The organism is Rhizobium sp. 21-4511-3d, from assembly GCF_053522545.1.
This window is the reverse complement of sequence record NZ_JBNWCF010000008.1, coordinates 177,655-198,891: the sequence shown is the minus strand read 5'-3', so window position 1 is coordinate 198,891 and position 21,237 is coordinate 177,655. Positions and strand designations below refer to the sequence as shown.

Genomic DNA, 21,237 nt, shown 5'->3' with positions numbered 1-21,237 from the left:
CCCGTTTGACGAAATTTACATAACACGTTATATAACTTTGCATACAAATGGAGCCGACAGTGATCGAAGACATCGTGCGGACCTCGGGATTCCTGACGCTCGGCAGCAGGCTGCGCCGTATCGGCGAGCGGCTGCAGGCCGATACCCAGCAGTTCATCGACGAGGCGGGCCTCGGCATCCAGGCCGGGCAATATCCATTCCTCGCCGCGATCGATCGCGGCGGACCGCTGACGATCGGCGAGCTCGCCCAGTCGGTCGGCATCACCCAGCCGGGCGCCACGCGCACCGTCGGCCAGCTTTTGGAACTCGAGCTTGTCGCCATCGAACCTTCGGCCAGCGACCAGCGCCGCAAGCTCGTCTCGCTGACACCACGCGGCCAAGAACTCATCGATCTCTCGCGCGCCGAAATCTGGCCGCGCATCGCCGCCGCAGTCACCGATCTTTGCGGCAGCCTCGACGGCCCGATCCTCGATCAACTCTCTGCCATTGAAGACGGCCTCGCCGCGGCCCCCCTCATCCGCCGCGCTCCGGCCAAGGAGACGAAATAATGCCCCATATCCTTGATCGCCCGATCTGGAACGCGCTGCAGACGGAACATGCCGCACTGGCCGAAGGCGGCGCGCTCGCGCGGCGCTACCCGCCATCGATCGTGCCTTTCGCCGCCGCCAGCGATAATAGCAGCGACAGCCTGGAAGCCTTGGCGAAACTCGCCGCCGCCGGCGAGGTGATGGCGCTGGTCGAGCCCGAGACGATCATCATCCCCGATGGTTTCGACATCGTCGGCGAAGCCACACTCGTGCAGATGATCGGCGACACACCGCATGCGGAAATCTCCGATCCCCGCATCGTGAGATTGACCGAAGCCGATGCCGCCGAGATGCTGGCGCTTGCCCAGCTGACCAAGCCCGGCCCCTTCACGCTCGGCGCACAGAAGCTCGGCGCCTTCTGGGGCATCAAGGAAGACGGCCGGCTGATCGCCATGGGCGGCCAGCGGCTGCGCCAGACCGGCTTCACCGAACTCAGCGGCCTCTGCACTCATCCGGACTTCCAGGGCAAGGGCCTGGGCAAGCTGATGTTCCGCTATGTCGCCGGCCAGATCGCCGCGAGCGGCGCGACGACCTATCTCCACGTCAACGCCATTAACAGCGGCGCGATCGCGCTTTACAAGGCGCTCGGCTTCGAACAGCGCTGGGAGCTGAACCTTAGGATTATCAAGCGCCGGCTATGACCGGCGCCTGAAGGCTCGCGGTCAGCCTGCCGGGCAGGCCGCGCCGGTATCGACCCAGGCCTTGATCAGCTCGCCGAACTCGGCCTGCGTTCCCGGTGCCGGCTCGCGCCCGTCGCCCGGATTCCAGCCCCAGCCAACGAGGCTGTCATGCGACATGTGCTCGACGATCTTCGAAAGGTCGCGGCCGCCATTGCGCTTCGGGTCCTTCAGCTGCTGACAGATCTCGCCGAGCGACTTGCCGACCCAGGCCATCTCGATCGGCGCCAGATGCCAGGCGGGATTGCCGGGAATGCTCTTCAGCGTCGGCGACTGGCCGACGATCGCTGCATTCTCCGGCCCGTGGCAGGTGTTGCACATCATGCCCGGAACGCCCATGCCGCCATCGCCGCGCGTCACCGGCGGCTGGTGCGGATGCATCGCCATCGTCTGCAGCGGCCGATCGCCCGCCGGATGACAGTTCAGACATCGCGGATGCTCGATCACCTTACCCGCCTCTTCGAACAGCGCCACCGACCGCGCCTTTTGATCGGCGATCGATGCGAAGGAGGCGACCGGCTTCAGGGTCGTCTTGTCGGTTTCAGGCGCCGTCTGCGCCAGCGCCATGAACGATACGGGCAAGGCCGCAAGAAGGGAGAGACCGCCTGCCATGCAGGCGAGTGCCAGTCTGCTTGTCATACCGGCCTCCCTCAGCTCGTCGCCACGGCAACGATCGGCAGGCTGCGCACCGGCGCACCGGTGAGCCGCCGCCAGGCATTGGCCGTCGCCGGCCCGACCGGTGGCACGCCCGGCTCTCCCACCCCTGTCGGTGGTTCGCCGGATTTGATGACGGCGACCTCCACATCCGGCATCTCGTTGATGCGGATCGAGCGGTAATCGTGGAAGTTCGACTGCATGATCGCGCCGCCCTCACCCAATGTCACCGCATCGAAGAGCACCGCACCGAGCCCATAGCCGATGCCGCCTTCCATCTGCGCCTTGATGACATTCGGATTGATCGCCACCCCGCAATCGACCGCGCACCAGACCTTGTGCACCCGCGGCGCCCCATCGGCACCGGCTGAAACCTCCACCACCTGGCCGACATAGGTATTGAAGCTCTTGACCACGGCAACGCCGCGCTGCCGTCCCTCGGGGACCTTCCCGCCCCAATCGGCAAGCTCCGCCGCCTTCTTCAGCACACCGGCATAGCGCGGGTCCTCCGTCAGCTGCTCGAGCCGCCCTTCCACGGGATCCTTGCCGACCATCTGGAAGAGCTCGTCGAGAAAGGTCTCGACGGCAAAACCGGTATGCGTATGACCGACCGACCGCCACCAGAGCGGCGGGACCTCGAGCTTCACATTATGCGAGACCACCCTGAGGTTCGGCACGTCATAAGGCAGGTCCGAAGCGCCCTCGACCGAGGTGCTATCGAGATCGGCCTTGCCCATGATCGACTGCCCGACGATCGCCTGGTCCCAGGCAACGATCCGGCCATCGGCATTGATGGCACCGCGCATCTTGTGGAGATACATCGGCCGGTAATAGCCGCCGCGAATATCGTCCTCGCGCGTCCACATATGCTTGACCGGCCGCGACTGGTCGGTCGCGGCAAACACCGACGCCGCCTCCTGCATATAGGGCGAGCCGAACTGCGCCTTGCGCCCGAAGCTGCCGCCGGTGATCTGCGTGTTCAGCCGCACCTTTGCCGGATCGATGCCGGTGATCTTGGCCGCCGTCGCCTTGTCCATGCCGGGGAACTGCGCCCCGTTATAGACATCGAGGCTGCCGTCCGACGCTTTGATGAAGACGGCATCGAGCGGCTCCATCGGCGCATGCGCCAGGAACGGGAAGATGATCTGCGCCTCCAGCGTCTTCAGCCCGGTATCGGTGAAGGCTTTTTCGACGTCGCCTTTCTCCGATGCGGTGATCCCCTTCTCGCCGAGCGCCTTGGCATAATCGGCCGAAAGCTGGTCGCTGGAACGCGTCTCTGCCTTCGACAGATCCCAATCGACCTTCAGCACCGACCGGCCCTTCAGCGCCGCAAAGGTGTTGTCGGCATAGACGGCGACACCCTGCGGCAACTGCTTGACGTCGACGACGCCCTTGACCTTGCGGGTCTCGCTATCGTCGAAGGATTTCACCGCCGCGCCGAAATGGTTCGGATGGGCGACGACGGCAACGAGCAGATTGTCCGGCACGATATCCAGCGTATAGCGCGCCTGCCCGTTGGTCTTCGACACCGTATCGAGCTTCGGCAGCTCCTGGCCGATCAGCGAGAACTTCGAGGGATCCTTGAGCTTGACGTCGGCCGGCGGCTTGATGCCCGCGGCCTTCGTCGCCAGCGCGCCAAAGCCGCTGTCCTTGCCGGAGGCCGCATGCTTGACCCGGCCTTTCTCGACCGTGATTTCTCCGGCCGGCACCTTCCATTCGTCGGCCGCCGCGGCAACCAGCATGGCGCGGGCGGTGGCGCCCGCCTGCCGGAACTGTTCGTAGGAATTGGCGATCGACGACGACCCGCCGGTTCCCTGAAGGCCGAAGGCGAGGTTCGCATAGACCTTGTCGTCGGCCGGCGAATGCACCGCGCGCATCTGCCCCCAATCGGCATCGAGTTCTTCGGCAACCAGCGTCGCGAGACCCGTGAAAGGCCCCTGCCCGAATTCGATATGTTTGGAGAGGATCGTCACCGTGTCGTCGGTACCGATCCTGACGAAGGTGTTCAGCGTCACCAGCGCGTCGGCGCCGCCCGCCTGCACACCCTTCTCGGCGGCAAAGGCCGAGGTCTTCGGCATCAGCGCAAAGCCGATCACTAGGCCGCCGGTACCGGCAAGAAAGCCGCGGCGTGTCGTTGCAATCTCCTGAATGGTCATGGCTCAACCCTCCATCGACTGGGCGGCATTGTGAATGGCCGCGCGGATCCGGTGGTAGGTGGCGCATCGACAGATATTCCCGGCCATCGCGCCGTCGATATCCTCGTCGGTCGGTTTGGGGATGTTCTGCAGCAGCGAGACGGCCGACATGATCTGGCCGGATTGACAGTATCCGCATTGCGGCACGTCGATCTTGACCCAGGCAGCCTTCACCGCATCGGCCTCCTTGCCCTCGACACCCTCGATCGTGAAGATCTCCGATCCGTCGACGGTCGAGATCGGGGTGATGCAGGAACGGCGGGTGAAGCCATCCATATGCACGGTGCAGGCGCCGCATTGGGCAACCCCGCAGCCATATTTCGTGCCTGTCAGCTTTTCGAAATCGCGGATGACCCACAGGAGCGGCGTATCCGGATCACCGTCGAAAGTCTTCGTCTGTCCATTGAGCGTGAAAGTAACCATGGTCGAGCCTCGGGGAATTTGGCTGGACCCATTGCGGCCCCAGCGAGCATCGCAGCTTTGTTCACGACGGATAAGCTAGGGCGACGCAAATCCTCGGCCATGGCAAGAAATGATAAAAGCGGCGCCCCGGGCGCCTGAGGTCACGCGCCTTCCGAGGGCGCCTCAGCGCTATCGGCAGCAAAGACCACAGTCTGCGGCCAGCGTAGCAGCGCCTCGGCACCCGCTGGCGTCAGCGCATAGACGCCCTTGTCCAGCCGCTCGAACCAGCCATAGACATTGCCGAGCAGAATCTTCCCGGCATCCGGCGCCTGCACCTTCATGTCCCGCGGCCGCGCCAGTCCCTGCTGGAGTGCTGCGGCGCAGATCAGCGCCTGCTGGCGATAGGCGGTCATCTGCGGCACGCGCGTGCTGCCGCCGAGCACGGGATCGCCGCGGCGGCGCTGATGCTCGCGCACCAGCCGCGACCGCCGCTTCGGATTGGTCCGCGGCATCGGTGATATCGATGACACGATGACGCTGACTTCGCCGGTATCGGAAACGCCGAGCATGCCGATCCCCAGCCTGCGGCAGAGATCGCGGTATCGCTTGTCCGCCTCGCGCCCCCGCCCCTTGGCGGAGACCCGCGCGGCAATCCACACCTCGTCGCTCATCGCCGCCCGGTCCACCGCCTGCAGCACGAGCTCCAGATTGAAGCTGAGCTTCAGCTCGCAGACGACCACCACCGTCGGATCGCCCTCGCTCAGCCCGACGAGATCACAGCCGCCGATCTCGCCCTTGACGGCATAGCCTGCCGCCTCGAGGAAGGCTTTGACCGGAAGATAGAGCGAGGTTTCCATCGGTTACGCGGGATTGAGATCGGCGATCTCGCCATGGCGCGCCAGCAGCCGCGGCGACGACATGTCACCGGATTCCTCATCGACGATCACCGCATAGGCGGCCACGCCAACAAAACGCGACGCCATCGAGCTCGCGATCTTCTCCGCGCTCACCGCATTCGACGCCTGCCGCATCTCGCCCGGCACCAGATTTCCCCGGTTCTTGCGATACGGGAGCACGATAAACTTTTCAGCATTGGCCACGGCGACATTCCTCATTTATTGTTCGTGAAATGTTCCGATTTGCGGGGAGATGTCAATGGTGGAGTGCGGTGGTCGGCGTCGAGGGTGTGACACCCCCCTCTGCCCTGCCGGGCATCTCCCCCACAAGGGGGGAGATCAGCCAGTGGCGACGTTTCGCCAAACATTGAGGATGGAGCGAGCGGCCAAGCCCAGCCAATCTCCCCACCTGTGGGGGAGATGGCCGGCAGGCCAGAGGGGGGCTTGCGAGGCATAACGCCTCAAAAATCAAGCAGCCTTCGTCTTCGCCTTCCGCGCCAGATGCGCCACCACATTCTCGATCATCCGCATGCCGGCATCGCCGCCTAGCGTCATGATCGATTCCGGGTGGAACTGCACAGCGGCGATCGGTTCCTTCGTATGCTCGATGCCCATGATCGTGCCGTCCTCGCTTTCCGCGGTGATCATGAAATCACGCGGCAGGGTCGAGGGATCGGCGAAGATCGAGTGGTAGCGGCCGACGGTGACCTCTTTGGAGAGGCCCGAGAAGACGATGCCAGGCTCCAGCACGCGGATGCGCGACGGCTTGCCGTGCATCGGCAGCGCCAGATGCCGCAGCTCGCCGCCATAGGCTTCGGCAAGCGCCTGCAGACCGAGGCAGACGCCGAAAATCGGCAGGTTGCGGGCGCGCGCCTTCTTGATCGTCGCCTTGCAGTCGAAATCCTTCGGATTGCCGGGTCCCGGCGACAGCACGACGAGATCCGGGTTCAGCCGGTCGAAGATTTCCTCCGGCACCGGCGTGCGCACGGTCGAGACCGTGGCACCCGTCTGGCGGAAGTAATTCGCCAGCGTGTGCACGAAGCTGTCCTCGTGGTCGATGAGCAGGATGTTGACGCCCTTGCCGACGGCAGCGACGTCGCGGCTCACCTTGCCGGAATTGCCGGCCTTGGCATCGCGAATGGCGGAAAGCATGGCGGAGGCCTTCAGTTCGGTTTCGGCTTCTTCTTCCTCGGGGATGGAATCGTTGAGCAGCGTTGCCCCTGCCCGTACCTCGGCGATCCCGTCCTTGATGCGCACCGTGCGCAGCGTCAGACCTGTGTTCATGTCGCCATTGAAGCCGACCATGCCGATCGCCCCGCCATACCAGGCGCGCGGGCTCTTCTCATGGCTTTCGATGAAGCGCATCGCCCACAGCTTCGGCGCACCGGTAACGGTCACGGCCCAGGCGTGGCTGAGGAAGCCGTCGAAGGCATCCATGTCATCGCGCAGGCGACCCTCGATGTGATCGACCGTGTGGATCAGGCGCGAATACATCTCGATCTGACGGCGGCCGATGACCTTGACCGAACCCGGCTCGCAAACGCGGCTCTTGTCGTTGCGGTCGACGTCGGAGCACATCGTCAGCTCGGACTCGTCCTTCTTGGAATTCAAAAGCTTCAAGATCTGTTCGCTATCGGCGATCGGATCGTCGCCGCGCTTGATCGTGCCCGAGATCGGGCAGGTCTCGATGCGGCGCCCGGAAACGCGCACGAACATCTCAGGCGAAGCGCCGACCAGATATTCCTGGTTTCCGAGATTGATGAAAAAGGAATAGGGCGACGGATTGATCGCCTTCAGCCGCTTGGAAATGTCGGACGGCTTGCTGTCGCAGCGCTCCATGAACTTCTGGCCGGGCACGACCTCGAACAGATCGCCGCGGCGGAAGCTTTCCTTCGCCTTGACGACGAGCTCCGAATATTCGCCGGGGCGGTGATCGCTCTTCGGCGGAATGGCATCGGTGCGGACGAAGGGTTCGGAGGCGATATCGCCCTGCTTGCCCTCGGTCGAGACACCGTCCTTGGCAAAGTCGTAGCGATCGACCCAGGCCTTGGCGGAGTAATTGTCGACGACGAGAATTTCGTCCGGCAGGTAGAGCACCATGTCGCGCTGGTCGTCGGGGCGCTTCAGCTTCAGGTCGATCGCATCGAACTGAAAGGCAAGGTCGTAGCCGAAGGCGCCGTAGAGGCCGAGGCTGGCATCGGCCTGCGAATAGAAGAGATCGGTGACGGCGCGCAGCACGGTGAACACCGTCGGCATCTTCGAGCGCTCTTCCTCGGTGAACACCCGGTCGGGCAGCCTGACCTTGAGATCGAGGCGCCGTGCGGTGGAGGCGCCGAGCTCCAGCTCGCGCACCGTCTTCAGACGCTCGGTGACGAAGCCGAGCAGCACTTCGCCGCGCTCGTTATAGGCTTCGATCCAGACATCGCGGCCGAAGGAGGAAATACCAAGCGGCGGATCGACGACGGCGGTATCCCAACGCGTGTACCGGCCCGGATATTCGTAGTTGGACGAGAAGACGGCACCGCGGCGCTCATCGAGCTTCTCGACATAGGAGACGACGGCATCGGCATAGGGGATCGGCCGCCGCTGCCGGGTGACGGAGATGCCACCCTTGGTCTCGTAGATTTCCGCACCATCATCCCGAAGGATCGTAACCATAGTTCCACTCCGTTATCGGGCCCGGACGAAAGGCGGCCATAAAACAAAAAAGCCGCCTCGAAGTTTCGGGCGGCTCACTCGTCGTCTGAAGACACGATTGGTCGAGGCCGCCTCAGCGAGCCCACCACCAAACTGCAATGTTCTTAGACGTGTTCATGGGCGAAATTGTTAGCGTGAGATGAGGGAGAGCGCAAGAGGCGAATGTGGAATGAAAAAGGGCGGCCTGTCGGCCGCCCTTTCCGCGAAGCATCGATCAGAATTTGGCCTTGGCCGTCAGCATGAAGGTACGTCCGCGGCCGGTCTCGACGGCACTGCCTGCAATCGTGCTAGATGCCGGCGTATAGGCCTTGTCGAAGACGTTCGTAACGCTGGCGGTCACTTCGAAGCCCTTCTCGAACTTATAGTTCGCGAAGAGATCGACGAGGCCGTAGCCAGGCTTGTAAGGGCTCGCACCCGCCGCCACGTTGACGTCGCCGATATTCGCGCGGCTGGCCGCGTAGAGGCGCGTGCCGACAGTCAGGCGCTGATCTTCCAGGAAGCGTGCGCCAAGCGTTGCGGTGAAGATGTCGTCAGGCAGATAGGACTGGACGCCGAAGCCGTTGACCTGGGACGGCAGGTCCGTATCGGTGTGCGTATAGGACAAATCGCCGAAGACAAAGCCGGCGTCATAACCAGCCTGGATTTCGATACCCTGCACGGTGGATGTACCGGGATTATTGACGAAGTAGACACCCCCCATCGGCGTGAATGCAGCCGTGATGTAGTTGTCGACCCGGTCGTAGAAATAGTTCGCCTTGAAGCGGAAGCTATCGCCGGAATCAAACAGTCCATCGACTTTGATGTTCGCGCCAATTTCCCAGCCCTTCGAGACTTCCGGCTCCAGGAACGGGTTCGGGAAAAACGCCATGAAGCCACCGGGGTGATCGCCACCCACAAAGGTTTCGTTGATCGTCGGTGCACGCATGGTTTCGGCATATGTCACGTAGGGCTGCAGCCAGTCGGTGGCATTGACGGCGAGCGTAACGCTCGGATCCAGCCTGCCGTCCGAGCGATCGACACTGTAGGGGCCAGCCGGCATGCCGAGCGGGTTGAGCGCCGTAACCGCACCCGATCCGCTGAGATCAAAGTGATCGTAGCGAAGGCCAAGCGTCAAATCTGCAATTCCGTAGGTAAAGGTCGTGCTGTTGAAGACACCGAGCGTGCCGTTCTTGCCGCTGCCGTTGACGCCGCCGGCCGGCTGCGCCGTGCTATTCTTCACGTCATAATCGTCGTGAAAATATTCGACGCCGTAGTTCGAGGATACGGAGATATCGCCAAGATCGAATTTCGAGGTATTCGAGACGTCGAAGCCGATGCCGGTATCGGTAATCTCGCGTCCCGCTGCAGATCCGCCGCCGGTCGCGTTCGTATCGTAAGTCATCTTCAGACGGTTATAGTAAAAGCCCGTCTTGAAATCGATGAGGTCGTTGTCGCCGGGCTTGTACTCGTAGGTCGCGCTGAACGTCTTGTTCTTCAGGTTCTGGTAATACGAGTTCGCAAAGAAGTCGTTGTCATAGGTAAGGCCGCCAAGGCGAATGGTATTTTCGGCGTTTGGCGTGATTTCGGCCTTGAGCAATCCTGAAATCAGATCCTCTTCGGTGAACGGCACCTCGACACCGTCACCATTATCGAAGTTCTTCGGGTCGCTCTTACTGATGCCGCCGACCACGGCGAAGACATCGTTGAACCTGTAGGCACCCACTGCCGACTCCGACCAACCCATGCCGTTGTCGCCAGTGGTTGCGGAAACGATGCCGCCGTAACTCTTGTCGCCCTCGATAAGGTCGTCGACATTGTAGGTTTGGAAATTGACGGAGCCGACCAGGCCGCCGCCGCCGACACCGTTGACCGCGCCGCGCGTGATATCGATGCCTGCGAGGAATGCGGGATCGACATAGGTCAGGCCCTGCGCTTCATGTCCGGTGAAGCGGAAGTTCTGGCGAACACCGTCGATCATCATGTTGACACGGCCGGAGCCTTCGAAGCCGCGGATATTGACTGCAACGCCCGGGTTCTGAGGATTGTTTGCCGTCGAGGTGCCGGGAACGCCGCGCAACAGATCGTCGGTTTCCTGCCCAGACTGAAGATCGATCTGGTCAGCTGTAACGGTGCTGGAAGGACCCGCGGTATCATAGGGATCAGATGCCGCCTTGCGGCTGCCCTTGACGATGATCGGAGACAGGAACGTCTCCCCTTCCTTCGCCTGCTGATCATCGGACTGCTGCTCCGCAGGCGTGGCACTCTGCGCGAAGCTGACCGAAGAATGAGAAAGAAGAGCCATCGCCGTGCAAGCAAGCAGCAGCGAACGCGAATTGCGGACAACCATAAAACCAACCCTCTAATGTGATGAAGTACCGGGCTGGCTGGTCGGTTCGCGGGGCGATCGAGGGGCTGGCTAGGCGTTTTTCAGATTGAGACGGACCCCAAAAATCCGCCTTCTTTTTGCCGCAATAAAAAACATGACTATTTGTGTCAATATATCGCGGCAAATTATCTTGAATAAAATGATCATGTTTTAACGATCGCTGCCGCCGTTGCGAAATTGCAACGAAATCAGCGCGTTTGCGTTGTCCCTCTCGCCGCTAACAGCAACGTGGGATGGGCATGTGAAAATCGCTTCCGCAATCGCCGCCATGAGCCTTGCCGTTTTTATGCTCTCGGGCGCCACGCTCCCCCGTACCGGGCCGGTGCCGGAAGACAAGCCGCAAGCCGCAGAACCGGCAGCGCCGCAGACCGAGACGCCGCAAGCCCCCGCTCCCATTCCGCAGCCGAAACCCGAAGAGCCGAAGGAAGCGGAGCCCAAGCCCGAATCCAAGCCTGAGCCCACAAAGCCCGAAACAGCCAAGCCGGACGAAACCGCCCCCGCCGGGACAAAGCCGTCGGACGAAAAGCCCGAAGCGCCGAAGGCGGAGACGCTGGAGGAGCAGCATCTGACGATCGAGCCCGAAAGCGATGCCGATCATGCCGATTGCATCAAGGAATTGCAGAGCCTCGGCGTGGTCTTCAAGGAAATCCCGCGCATCGACGACGGCAATGGCTGCGGCATCGACAAGCCGATCGTGCTGTCGGAAGCGCTCCCCGGCATCAAGGTGAAGCCCGAGGCGACGCTGCGCTGCCCGACGGCCCGGGCGCTCGCCCACTGGATGAAGGAAAGCGTGATCCCGGCCGCCGCCGTTGCCGCCAGGGACCAGGGCCGCATTACCACGATCAACCAGGCCTCGGCCTATATCTGCCGCCTGCGCAACAGCGCCGAGACCGGCAAGATCTCCGAACACGCCCGCGGCAACGCCATCGACGTCGCAAGCTTCAGCTTCGAAAAGGGCGAGGACATCGCCGTCAAACCGCGCCGCGAGGATTCGACGCTGACAGGCGCCTTCCAGCGCACCGTCAGTGCCTCAGGCTGCCTCTATTTCTCGACCGTGCTCGACCCCGAAAGCGACGCCGCCCACGAAACCCATTTCCATCTCGATGTGCTGGAGAGGAAGGGCGGATACCGCTATTGTCACTGAAAAAGCAGCTCGCTCAGAGCCTTAGCGTGGGAGAGTGAATCGGAAACTGAACCACCTGATTCAGTTTCCGAAGCTGCCCCTTAGAACAACCCCTCGATATACCCCTGCTCGTTCAGGAAGATCCGCTCAGCCGAAGGTGATTTCGGAAGACCCGGCATGGTCATGATCTCGCCGGTGATGACGACGACGAAGCCGGCGCCGGCCGACAGGCGCACTTCGCGCACCGGCACGATATGCCCTTCCGGCGCGCCGCGCAGGTTGGGGTCGGTCGAGAAGGAATATTGCGTCTTCGCCATGCAGACAGGGAGATTGCGGTAGCCCTGCTCTTCCCAGGCGGCGAGCTGGTCGCGCACCGCCTTATCGGCGGTCACTTCGCCGGCGTGGTAGATCTTCGAGGCAACGATCTCGATCTTTTCGAGCAGCGGCAGGTCGTCGCCATAAAGCGGCTGGAATTTCGCCTGGCCGGAATCGGCAAGCTCGACAACCTTGTGGGCGAGCTCCTCGATCCCCGCTGAACCCTCCGCCCAGTGGCGGCAGAGAATGGCTTCGGCGCCGAGGCGGGCGACATATTCCTTGACGGCGGCGATCTCGGCCTCGGTATCCGAGACGAAGTGATTGATGGCGACGACAACGGGAACGCCGAACTTGCGGACATTCGAGACATGCCGGCCGAGATTGGCGCAGCCCTTCACCAGTGCCGCGACATTCTCGGCGCCAAGGTCTTCCTTCTTCACCCCGCCATTCATCTTCAGCGCCCGGACGGTCGCGACGATCACGGCGGCCGCCGGCTTCAGCCCGGCCTTGCGGCACTTGATGTCGAAGAATTTCTCGGCACCCAGATCTGCGCCGAAGCCCGCCTCGGTCACCACGTAATCGCCGAGCTTCAGTGCCGTCTTGGTGGCGACGACGGAGTTGCAGCCATGGGCGATGTTGGCGAACGGGCCGCCATGCACGAAGGCCGGATTGTTCTCCAGCGTCTGCACCAGGTTCGGCTGCATCGCGTCCTTCAGCAGCACCGCCATGGCGCCATCCGCCTTCAGGTCGCGGGCATAGACAGGCGTCTTGTCGCGACGATAGGCGACGATGATGTTGCCAAGGCGCGTTTCCAGATCCTTGAGATCAGAGGCAAGGCAGAGGATCGCCATGACTTCGGAGGCGACGGTAATGTCGAAGCCGCCCTCGCGCGGAAAGCCGTTGGCGACGCCGCCGAGCGAGCTGACCATGGAGCGCAGCGCCCGGTCGTTCATATCCATCACCCGCCGCCAAGTGATGCGGCGGATGTCGATATCGAGTTCGTTGCCCCAATAGATATGGTTGTCGATCATCGCCGCCAGCAGATTGTGCGCCGAGGTGATCGCGTGGAAATCGCCGGTGAAATGCAGGTTGATGTCTTCCATCGGCACGACCTGGGCATAGCCGCCGCCGGCCGCCCCGCCCTTGACGCCGAAGCAGGGGCCGAGCGAGGCCTCGCGGATGCAGACGATCGCCTTCTTGCCGATGCGGTTCAGCCCGTCGCCGAGGCCGACGGTGGTCGTCGTCTTCCCCTCGCCCGCCGGTGTCGGGTTGATGGCGGTCACCAGGATCAGCTTACCATCCGGCTTGTCGGCCTGGGCGGCGATGAAGCCGGCGCTGATCTTCGCCTTGTCGTGGCCGTAAGGCACCAGATCCTGGTCGGGAATGCCGAGCTTGGCGCCGATTTCGAAGATCGGTTTCTTCTCTGCCGCGCGGGCGATTTCGATGTCGGATTTGATGGCCACGGGGATGTTCCTCGGAATGGTGTTATTGTCCGACCATGCCGCCAAGCCCGCGTCGGAAACAAGACCCCGCATGCCGCTTTTCACGCCGTTCCACGACAATCGGCGCTGCGCCTGCCGCCGGAAACGGCCTTTCATCCTTGATGCGGCACATGGGGATAGGCTATGTCGGCCTCATCTTTTCTGCGTGCGGGGGCACCTCAAAATGAAATCACTCGAACTTCTCGTCGAGCGCATCATCCTTTCCAGCCGCTGGCTGCTGGTCGTCTTCTATCTCGGCCTCGTGGCCTCGCTCGCCGTCTATGCGGTGTCCTTCTGCTACAAGTTCATCAAGGTCGCAGGTGGCGTCTTCACGCTCGGCGAGGACGAGATGATCCTCGCCATGCTCGGCCTCATCGATGCGGCGCTGGTCGCGAGCCTCATCGTCATGGTGATGATCTCTGGCTACGAGAATTTCGTAAGCCGCTTCGACGAGGCGGAAAACGATGCCGAAAACGAGGTCTCGTTCCTCGGCAAGCTCGATTCCGGCAGCCTGAAGATCAAGGTCGCCTCCTCGATCGTCGCCATATCCTCGATCCACCTGCTGCAGGTCTTCCTGAATGTCGATCAGTACGAAGACGGCAAGATCATGTGGCTGACGCTGATCCATATCGCCTTCGTCGTCTCCGCCGTCATGCTCGGCTTCCTCGAGAAGTTGATGAGCTCGACGAAGAAGAACGACCTGAAGGACAAGGACTAGCCGCCTGAGGCAACGGGTGCGGCCGCAACCGGCTGCGCCGGTGGCGTGGCAGGCTCGGCAACCGGCGCATCCGCATGCCGGTGGCAGCGCGCACTTGCCGGATCATCCGCCCGGCAGAGCGGGATCCCCGGGCTTTCGTTCGATGCCAGCATGTCGGTCAGCAGCCCGAGCTTCATCGCCTCGACGGAGGGCAGAAGCCTGAGCGTCTCCGGCGAGGCGCTCAGGATCCGCTCGATCAGATCGTGGCTGACACCCATTTCGGTGAGATAGGCGGACAGCACCGCCTCGGCCTGCTTGCCAAGCTTGGTGGACTTGCTCTGCCCGGCATTCTTGCGGCCGATCTCCTGGCGGGAAACTTCCTGCTTGCGGCCGTTCACCATCCGGTACTCGATGCGGTAGGACACCGTCACCTTGCTGTAGATCGTCGTGAACTGGTGGACGCCGATATAGGCCCATTGCGAGGCGACGCGCGAGGTGCCGCCCGCCAGCGCCAGCGGACAGGCGGAGACGCAATAAGCGCCGCCGGAATAGCTGCGGCCGGTCGATGGCCCCTTCTTGGCGATCGACGCCTTACAGCGCATGTCGGTCAGCGGGCATCCCTCGAGCCGCGTGCCGCCGACAGCCGTCTCGAACCCGCCCTTGCGGATCATCCGGCCCATCGCATAGGCGGCATTCACCTCCCCGCCTTCGGAGTGAAAGACGATCGGCACCTTCTTGTCGCCGAGCGTTTTCAGAAATTTCTTCAGCCGCCCCGGCGTCGCCTGGGTGATCAGCCCTTCGGCCGAAATCCATTCGGGACAGTCATCCGTGCAGTCGGCGCTGCGCACCAGGATGAAGCTCATCGCCGGCTGCGCAGGCTTCTTCGCCTGCGTCTCCGGCCTTGTCTGCTTCGGCTTTGCCGCCCACGCCTCGCTGCCGGCCGAAAGCACCGGCTGGAAGGCGAAGACGAGCGAGAAAATCAACAGCTGTTTGACGACGAAAAGGATGGCGTTGCGCACGGGTCGGCCGTCTCCGGTTTGGATTTGCAAACGCTAGCAAGGCGGATTTCGTGCAGCAAGCGGCATCGCGATGAACAGCCGGAATATCCCGCCAAGGCCCGCAAGGCAGGAATAAAACTTCACTTGAAACAGGTTTCACCAGTGATTCTTACCCTCACAACACGGAGGGGAAACTTGATTGCTTCAGTAATAAGACAAGTAAACCTTCCGCATTCGCTACCTTAATAATACATTATACAACCATTAAGGGTGTTGGTGTGATTAATTTTTAACACTGTAAATTAATCAGCATGGCATCTGCGAATTGTGGCTAGCATCCCGCTCAGTTTTACGTATGTGTTAGCGGTAACATTCGGGTGATCGAGGCGCATTATGTCTTACATGACTACCTCAGAACGGCAATCGCTGCTGACAGGTGAACTGGCGGCCGCCCGAACGCGCGTCTTGTTTGTCCACGCGCTGCACAGGATCGCGGGCGCCTTCGGCCTCTCGCAAACCACCTTGTTTCATACCCCTTCGGCCGAAGACCTGCTCCTCAAGTCCCTGATCATCGAAAGCTCCCTGCCCGCCTCCTTCATCCGCGAATTCGACCGCTCGCACATGCTGCGCAGCTGCCCGTTCGTGCCGAAGCTGCGCGAATCGGCCGTGCCCCAGCACTGGAACATGGCTGAAACGATGCAGGGCCTCAGCTTTCCGTCGGAGCTGCGCAGCCTCGTCCTCGCCTACAACATGCCAACCGGCATCGCTTTCCCCATCAATGCTGTGGATGGCCATCGCCTGGTCTTCTGGTTCGGCGGCGAGCGGGCGCCCTTCGCGCAGAACGAGATCAACGAGCTGTCGATGATCATGCTGCATGCGCTCGATGCCTATAACGCCGTGCGCCGCAACGAGGACAATGCCTATAACGCGCTGTCGGCCCGCGAGCTCGAAGTCGTGCGCTGGACGGCGCAGGGCAAGACCTCCGTCGAGATCGGCCAGATCCTCGCTCTCTCCGACCACACCGTGAACGCCTACATGACCAACGCGATCAAAAAACTCGATTGCGTCAATCGGACCCAGTTGGTAGCTAAAGCCATTCGCCTGAAGCTGATCAGCTGAGAAATCAGAAGAGAATCAGCGCGCAAACCTCAATGGGAGGGAACGTGCCTCTTCGATTTGAACAGCCGGCAGACGGCAAGGAAAAGCAGACCCGCGATCATATCGGCATTACCGATCTAGAGATCGTGCAGATGGTCGCGGCCTACCGAAATTTCGGCTTCTGGCGCATCGAGGTGGAAACCGGGCATTTCTTTGCCAGCGAAGACATCTTTGCGATCTTCCGCATGCCTTTCACGGCGGGCCCCGCCAATCTCGTCGAAATCCTGTCGCGCATTCACCCCGAAGACCGCGTCCTGATCGCCGAAACATTCGAGCAGGCGAGCCTGCACAAGGCAGGCTTCCATTACGCCTACCGCGTCGAAAACGGTCTCGGCGGCTATAAGATGGTGCGCTCGGTCGGCAAGTTCCGCGACGAGGAGATCGTCGGCATCACCTACGAATTCGTCGAGCAACTGCGCGTCGTCGGCTTCGAGGACAACGGCGCCTGAGGCGCCGTCAGCGCCCCAGCACCGCGCGCATCTCGACCAGGTTCGAGCGCACCCTCAACATATAGAAGCCCATCGTCGCCAGATGGCTCGGCATGATCCAGCCATCTTCGCGGCCGTTCGAAATGATCGCCGGCTGGATGCGCAGCGCCGCCTGGAATTGCTTGGTCGTGCCGCCGAACAGGGCGCCGAGGTTGCGCTCGGCCACCACCTGAGAGAAGTCCGCGCGCGCCGCCGTCAGGATCGCGTAATAGCCGTAGAGCTGGCCATAGGCGAACCAGAAGCGGTCGTCGGCGCGCGTGTCGAACCAGCCGAAATTGTGGTTCTCGGAGCGCTCGGCCAGGATATCCGACGTGCCGCCGAGGTCGTTGGCGATGCGGTCGACGAACTGCAGCAGGTTGTCGGCGCGGCCGTCGAAGACGGCGTTGCAGCCTGCGAGATCGGTGTTGAACTTGCGCAGCTTCTCGATCGCGGTGCGATAGTAGCTCGGCGTCGGCGTCTTCGGGCCGAACGGGTCGAGGCCGAAATACCAGCTGTACTCGTCATATTGCAGATAGCCGCGGGCATCCTGAAGATCGCTGTTGATCCCCGATGTGCCACGCACGCGCCCCAGCGTATCGACGAGCTCCGCCGAGGTGCGGCGCACCGCCTGATTGACGCCGCGCTGGAACGAAGCCTTGTTGTCGAGGAAGGGCGTGTGATCCCAGTCCATGCCGAAAAGCCCCATGCGATAGAGCAGCATGGAGGAGATCCAGGCATTCTGGTTGACGTTGGAATCGATCAGATCGGCGGTCACATCGACGATCGCCGAACGCTGGCAGGTCTTCGGCGCCGCAGCCGTCGTCGTCGCTGCGGCAGCGGACGCATCGGCCGGGATTTCCTGACCGGCGGCAACCTTGCGCTCCGAGAAGCGGTACTGGTCGACGAAATTCGGGTTGAAGCCGCTCCAGACCTGCGTCTGCCAGACGAAATAGCCGTAGAGCACCGCAAACAGCGCGATGACAGCGATCACCGGCAGGCGGACAAGCCAGGTGCGCCGCTGGTACCAGCCATGCGCCGCCATGAACGGCCAGAGGATGCCGGCGGCAAGAACGCTGAAGCCGCGGCCGATGGCGCTTCCGATGGACCTGAAGAAACCGGTAATCCGGTCGAGCATTGCCGTCTCCCCTTGCGCAGATTTTCCCCATCCACATAAGTGCTTGCCGGAACGAGCACAACAAGAGCAAGAGAAATTTGCTTCGCCCGCCGCAATGCCCGGTGGCGAGGGCAGCACCCAAACGGCCAAGTTTTCGACTGGCCCGCTCCCGTGATATAATCCGCCTCCCTACTGGCGTCGTCCGCCGTGGTCTTTCGTGCAGAGGCTTGCCTGATGAGCGAAGTGGACGTGCTTTTTGCCAATCTTGGACATGCGGCGGACCCGCAGACGGCGGAGTGCATCGAAAAAACCGTCCGCGACGGCTCCGACCGCGATCTCAACCGCATCAATGCGCTGGCTTTCGCAGACGCCCATGGTCTCGATCCGGAAAAGACCATCGCCGCCTTCCTGCATGCCGCCCGCATCGGCGCCTTCGAGATGACCTGGAACGTGCTCTGCCCGGGATGCGGCGGCGTTCTCGATACCGGCGCGACGCTGAAGGCGGTCGATCGCGACAGCTATCATTGCGCTCTCTGCGCCGCCGGCTACGAGCCGACGCTCGACGAGATGGTCGAGGTCACCTTCACCGTCAATCCGCGGGTGCGCCGCATCGCCGCCCATGACCCGGACCGGCTGCCGCCGCTCGAATATTACCGGCAGGTCTTCTTCAGTTCCGGCGTCGATCTGCCCGACGATCTCGAAGAGCGCTTCGGCCGCATCCTGCTTGAGATCATCGAGCTCGATCCCGGTGAAAAGGCCTTCGTCTCGGTGCAGCTGCCGCAGCAATTCGTCATCATCTTCGACGCAGTGACGCATTCGGCGCAGTTCATCGATGTCCAGGGGGAGCCGACCGGCGAACGGCAGAACCTGTCGATGGTCATCAGCCAGGCGCACGCCACCAACGAGACGCTGACACTGCGCCCCGGCCTGCTGCGGCTGACGCTCGAAAACCATAGCGACCGCCGCGTCCTGCCGAATGTCTGCATCGCCAATGACGACCTGCACGACATATTGGGCAACCGCCGTCCGTTCCTGACCGCCAAGCGGCTGCTCACCAACCAGAGTTTTCGCGATATCTACCGGACCGATACGCTGGATGTCGATCAGCGCCTGCAGATCACCAGCCTGACCTTCCTGTTCACCGATCTGCGCGGCTCGACGGCGCTCTACGAACGCGTCGGCGATCTCGCCGCCTTCGATCTGGTGCGGGCGCATTTCAGGGTGCTGCAGGAGATCGTCGCAATGGAAGCCGGCGCCGTCGTCAAGACCATCGGCGACGCGGTCATGGCCACCTTCCCGAGCCCCGACCGCGCGGTTGCGGCAGCGCTCAGGATGCGCGAGGCGATGCTGCGCCTGAATGCCGAACGCGGCAGCGAGGACCTGCTGTTGAAGATCGGCATCCACGAAGGCCCCTGCCTCGCCGTCAGCCTCAACGACCGCCAGGATTATTTCGGCCAGACCGTCAATATCGCCTCCCGCGTCCAGGGTCTCGCCGACCCGCACGTCATCCTGACGACCGAGGCGATCGTCGGCAACGAAGAAGTCTCCGAAATCCTGCGCCAGCGCGGCATCACCTCGGTATCGCGCATGGAGGAAATCCACGGCATCGGCCGCGAGGTCCGCATCTTCGCACTGCCGTGAGGCCTTACTCGATGATCGGGATATGCGGTGCCACGTTGCGCGGCAGGACGCCGGTGACGCGTGGGTCGTCGGCGACCTCGACCATGAAGGCGTAGGGCGTGAAGCCGGAGCGGCGGTAGAAGGTCAGCGCGTTCGGGTGGTCGAAATGGCAGGTATGGAGCCACAGCCGTTCGATCGGATGCGCCCAGGCGATCGACAGGACCTGGTTCATCAGATGCCGGCCGGCGCCTGTGCCGATCATGTCGTTGGTCACGCCGAAGAAGACGAGTTCGCACTCCCCCGCCTGCCGGAAATCGAGTTCCAGCATGCCGGAGGGCTTGCCGCCAGAGAAGAGAACGTGGACCTCGATCTTGGGATCGCCGAGGGTTGCGGTGAGCTCCTCGTCGCTCATGACCAGCCGCGACACCCACATCCACTCTTCGCCGATCGCCCGGAAGAGCTGGCGATAGGTGGCAATGTCAGGAACGCTCATCCGCTCGAGCGACAGGTCCGGCCGTTCGCCTGAAGGCGCGCCAGCCGGCCTTTCCCGCATCTCCAGGCAGGTGACGGCATTGGCGAGCTTGCCCTTGGGAACCAGCGAATAGCCGATCGGCAAAACCGGGTTTGAAGCACTCACCGTCTCGTTCGTTTCCATCGTCACCCTAACCTGGCAGCCCGCAGAATTCCCTATCGAGGCAATAGCGGCTTGGCCGATTTTTGCAACGCCCCATGGTATTGAGGGAGACGCTCGCTCTGTTTCAGGCTATGAAATGCGGCCATCATTTCCGAGAAAACCGAGGTCCCCAACATGGCTTTGAACGTGCTTTTCATCGGCGGTACCGGCCAGATTTCCTATCCCTGCGTCGAGCGCGCGGTCGCGCAGGGCCACAAGGTCAGCGTCTTCAACCGCGGCCTCCGGGGCGACCCGCTGCCATCCGGCGTGGCCTCGATAACAGGTGAACTCGGCTCGGCCGCCTATGCCGATCTCGCCAAGGCCAAATACGACGTCGTCTGCCAGTTCATCGCCTTCACGCCGGATCAGATCGCCAGGGATATCGAGATCTTCTCCGGCAATTGCGGCCAGTACATCTTCATCTCGTCAGCGTCGGTCTACGAAAAGCCGGCCCGGCACTACGTGATCACCGAGGAGACGCCGGCGATCAATCCCTACTGGCCCTATAGCCAGGCGAAGATCGCCTGCGAGGAGCTGCTGAAGAAATCGACCAATCTCGCCTGGACGATCGTCCGCCCCAGTCACACGGTTCGTACCGGCCTGCCGATCATGATGGGCGACAGCGATGTCATGGCGCGGCGCATGCTGGACGGCGAGCCGACCATCGTAGCCGGAGACGGCCACACACCCTGGACGCTGACCCGCTCGGTGGATTTCGCCGTGCCCTTCGTCGGCCTGTTCGGCAAGCAGGCGGCGCTCAACGACATCTTCCATATCACCTCCGATCGCGCCCATATCTGGAACGATATCCAGAAGGCCATCGCCCGCCTCCTCGGCGTCGAGGCCAAAATCGTCCATGTGCCGACCGACACGCTGGTCAAGTACAATCCCGACTGGATCGGCCCGCTGACCGGCGACAAGGCCTGGACGGCAATCTTCGACAATTCGAAGGTCAAGCGCGTCGCGGGCGATTTCACCTGCGCCGAAAGCCTGGATGCGATCCTGGCCGAACCGATCATGCACCTGAAGCAGCGTCTGGCGAAGAACCGTCCGCCGAAGGGCGAGCTCGATGCGCTGATCGACCGGATCTGCGCCGCACAAAGCGCGCTCGGCTGACC

Annotated in this window: 18 protein-coding genes and 1 pseudogene; 8 read left to right on the top strand and 11 right to left on the bottom strand. The window is 62.4% G+C overall.

All coding sequences use genetic code 11. From position 1 onward, the window contains the following. Nucleotides 1-59 precede the first annotated feature (59 nt). Nucleotides 60-548 (top strand): MarR family winged helix-turn-helix transcriptional regulator, encoded by a 489-nt coding sequence (locus ACQZ5H_RS18950; RefSeq protein WP_449098710.1) that lies wholly within the window; start codon nucleotides 60-62, stop codon nucleotides 546-548. Beyond that, complete coding sequence (locus ACQZ5H_RS18945) at nucleotides 548-1,228, top strand: GNAT family N-acetyltransferase (protein ID WP_449098709.1); 681 nt, start codon at nucleotides 548-550, stop codon at nucleotides 1,226-1,228. Before ACQZ5H_RS18950 ends, ACQZ5H_RS18945 begins: the two co-directional genes overlap by 1 nt. A 21-nt stretch (nucleotides 1,229-1,249) precedes the next feature. Here the strand turns inward: ACQZ5H_RS18945 and ACQZ5H_RS18940 are convergent, their stop codons facing one another. From ACQZ5H_RS18940 to ACQZ5H_RS18910, 7 genes are all read right to left on the bottom strand, one after another. Continuing rightward, a complete protein-coding gene (locus ACQZ5H_RS18940) occupies nucleotides 1,250-1,903 on the bottom strand; it encodes an Isoquinoline 1-oxidoreductase subunit (RefSeq protein ID WP_112719385.1) in 654 nt (217 codons plus the stop codon). A gap of 11 nt (nucleotides 1,904-1,914) precedes the next feature. Beyond that, the gene (locus tag ACQZ5H_RS18935) at nucleotides 1,915-4,074 is read right to left on the bottom strand and encodes a molybdopterin cofactor-binding domain-containing protein (protein ID WP_449098708.1); all 2,160 of its coding nucleotides are present in this window, start codon (nucleotides 4,072-4,074) and stop codon (nucleotides 1,915-1,917) included. 3 nt (nucleotides 4,075-4,077) lie between these two features. Then, the gene (locus tag ACQZ5H_RS18930; RefSeq protein WP_112719387.1) at nucleotides 4,078-4,536 is read right to left on the bottom strand and encodes a (2Fe-2S)-binding protein; all 459 of its coding nucleotides are present in this window, start codon (nucleotides 4,534-4,536) and stop codon (nucleotides 4,078-4,080) included. A 140-nt stretch (nucleotides 4,537-4,676) separates the two neighbouring features. Next, nucleotides 4,677-5,372, bottom strand: a complete 696-nt coding sequence (locus ACQZ5H_RS18925; RefSeq protein ID WP_449098707.1) for a DUF2161 domain-containing phosphodiesterase — start codon at nucleotides 5,370-5,372, stop codon at nucleotides 4,677-4,679. A 3-nt stretch (nucleotides 5,373-5,375) separates the two neighbouring features. Continuing rightward, the gene (locus ACQZ5H_RS18920) at nucleotides 5,376-5,615 is read right to left on the bottom strand and encodes a hypothetical protein (RefSeq protein WP_199627201.1); all 240 of its coding nucleotides are present in this window, start codon (nucleotides 5,613-5,615) and stop codon (nucleotides 5,376-5,378) included. Between the two features lie 264 nt (nucleotides 5,616-5,879). Beyond that, the gene (locus ACQZ5H_RS18915; protein ID WP_449098706.1) at nucleotides 5,880-8,069 is read right to left on the bottom strand and encodes an anthranilate synthase; all 2,190 of its coding nucleotides are present in this window, start codon (nucleotides 8,067-8,069) and stop codon (nucleotides 5,880-5,882) included. A 253-nt stretch (nucleotides 8,070-8,322) separates the two neighbouring features. Next, nucleotides 8,323-10,434 (bottom strand): TonB-dependent receptor domain-containing protein, encoded by a 2,112-nt coding sequence (locus ACQZ5H_RS18910; protein WP_449098705.1) that lies wholly within the window; start codon nucleotides 10,432-10,434, stop codon nucleotides 8,323-8,325. A 307-nt stretch (nucleotides 10,435-10,741) separates the two neighbouring features. Here ACQZ5H_RS18910 and ACQZ5H_RS18905 point away from each other — a divergent pair, with 307 nt between their 5' ends. Further along, nucleotides 10,742-11,617: an extensin family protein gene (locus tag ACQZ5H_RS18905; RefSeq protein WP_449098800.1), complete on the top strand. Its 876-nt coding sequence runs from the start codon at nucleotides 10,742-10,744 to the stop codon at nucleotides 11,615-11,617. Nucleotides 11,618-11,697: 80 nt separating this feature from the next. On the opposite strand, the gene ACQZ5H_RS18900 is transcribed toward ACQZ5H_RS18905, so the two are convergent. Then, nucleotides 11,698-13,374 (bottom strand): formate--tetrahydrofolate ligase, encoded by a 1,677-nt coding sequence (locus ACQZ5H_RS18900; RefSeq protein WP_449098704.1) that lies wholly within the window; start codon nucleotides 13,372-13,374, stop codon nucleotides 11,698-11,700. A 202-nt stretch (nucleotides 13,375-13,576) separates the two neighbouring features. Here ACQZ5H_RS18900 and ACQZ5H_RS18895 point away from each other — a divergent pair, with 202 nt between their 5' ends. After that, nucleotides 13,577-14,110 carry a TIGR00645 family protein gene (locus ACQZ5H_RS18895; protein ID WP_449098703.1) on the top strand — a complete coding sequence of 178 codons (534 nt, stop codon included), beginning with the start codon at nucleotides 13,577-13,579 and terminating at the stop codon, nucleotides 14,108-14,110. Nucleotides 14,111-14,124: 14 nt separating this feature from the next. On the opposite strand, the pseudogene ACQZ5H_RS18890 reads toward ACQZ5H_RS18895, so the two are convergent. Next, nucleotides 14,125-15,108: pseudogene (locus tag ACQZ5H_RS18890) on the bottom strand (COG3904 family protein); the annotation flags it as partial. A 372-nt stretch (nucleotides 15,109-15,480) separates the two neighbouring features. On the opposite strand from ACQZ5H_RS18890, the gene ACQZ5H_RS18885 reads away from it, so the two are divergent. Together ACQZ5H_RS18885 and ACQZ5H_RS18880 are read left to right on the top strand one after the other, a co-directional pair. Next, a complete protein-coding gene (locus tag ACQZ5H_RS18885; RefSeq protein ID WP_130277789.1) occupies nucleotides 15,481-16,206 on the top strand; it encodes a helix-turn-helix transcriptional regulator in 726 nt (241 codons plus the stop codon). A gap of 44 nt (nucleotides 16,207-16,250) precedes the next feature. Further along, entirely contained in the window at nucleotides 16,251-16,694 is a 444-nt protein-coding gene (locus tag ACQZ5H_RS18880; protein WP_112719518.1) for a PAS domain-containing protein, read from the top strand. 7 nt (nucleotides 16,695-16,701) lie between these two features. Here ACQZ5H_RS18880 and ACQZ5H_RS18875 read toward each other — a convergent pair whose 3' ends face one another. Beyond that, nucleotides 16,702-17,847, bottom strand: a complete 1,146-nt coding sequence (locus ACQZ5H_RS18875; RefSeq protein ID WP_413709944.1) for a DUF2333 family protein — start codon at nucleotides 17,845-17,847, stop codon at nucleotides 16,702-16,704. A gap of 213 nt (nucleotides 17,848-18,060) precedes the next feature. On the opposite strand from ACQZ5H_RS18875, the gene ACQZ5H_RS18870 reads away from it, so the two are divergent. Then, on the top strand, nucleotides 18,061-19,467 hold the full coding sequence (locus ACQZ5H_RS18870) for a DUF5939 domain-containing protein (protein WP_449098702.1): 1,407 nt from the start codon (nucleotides 18,061-18,063) through the stop codon (nucleotides 19,465-19,467). Nucleotides 19,468-19,471: 4 nt separating this feature from the next. Here the strand turns inward: ACQZ5H_RS18870 and ACQZ5H_RS18865 are convergent, their stop codons facing one another. Further along, nucleotides 19,472-20,101 (bottom strand): GNAT family N-acetyltransferase, encoded by a 630-nt coding sequence (locus tag ACQZ5H_RS18865; protein WP_449098701.1) that lies wholly within the window; start codon nucleotides 20,099-20,101, stop codon nucleotides 19,472-19,474. 153 nt (nucleotides 20,102-20,254) lie between these two features. Between ACQZ5H_RS18865 and ACQZ5H_RS18860 the strand changes: the two genes are divergently transcribed. Continuing rightward, on the top strand, nucleotides 20,255-21,235 hold the full coding sequence (locus ACQZ5H_RS18860) for an SDR family oxidoreductase (RefSeq protein ID WP_449098700.1): 981 nt from the start codon (nucleotides 20,255-20,257) through the stop codon (nucleotides 21,233-21,235). The last annotated feature ends 2 nt before the right edge of the window (nucleotides 21,236-21,237 follow it).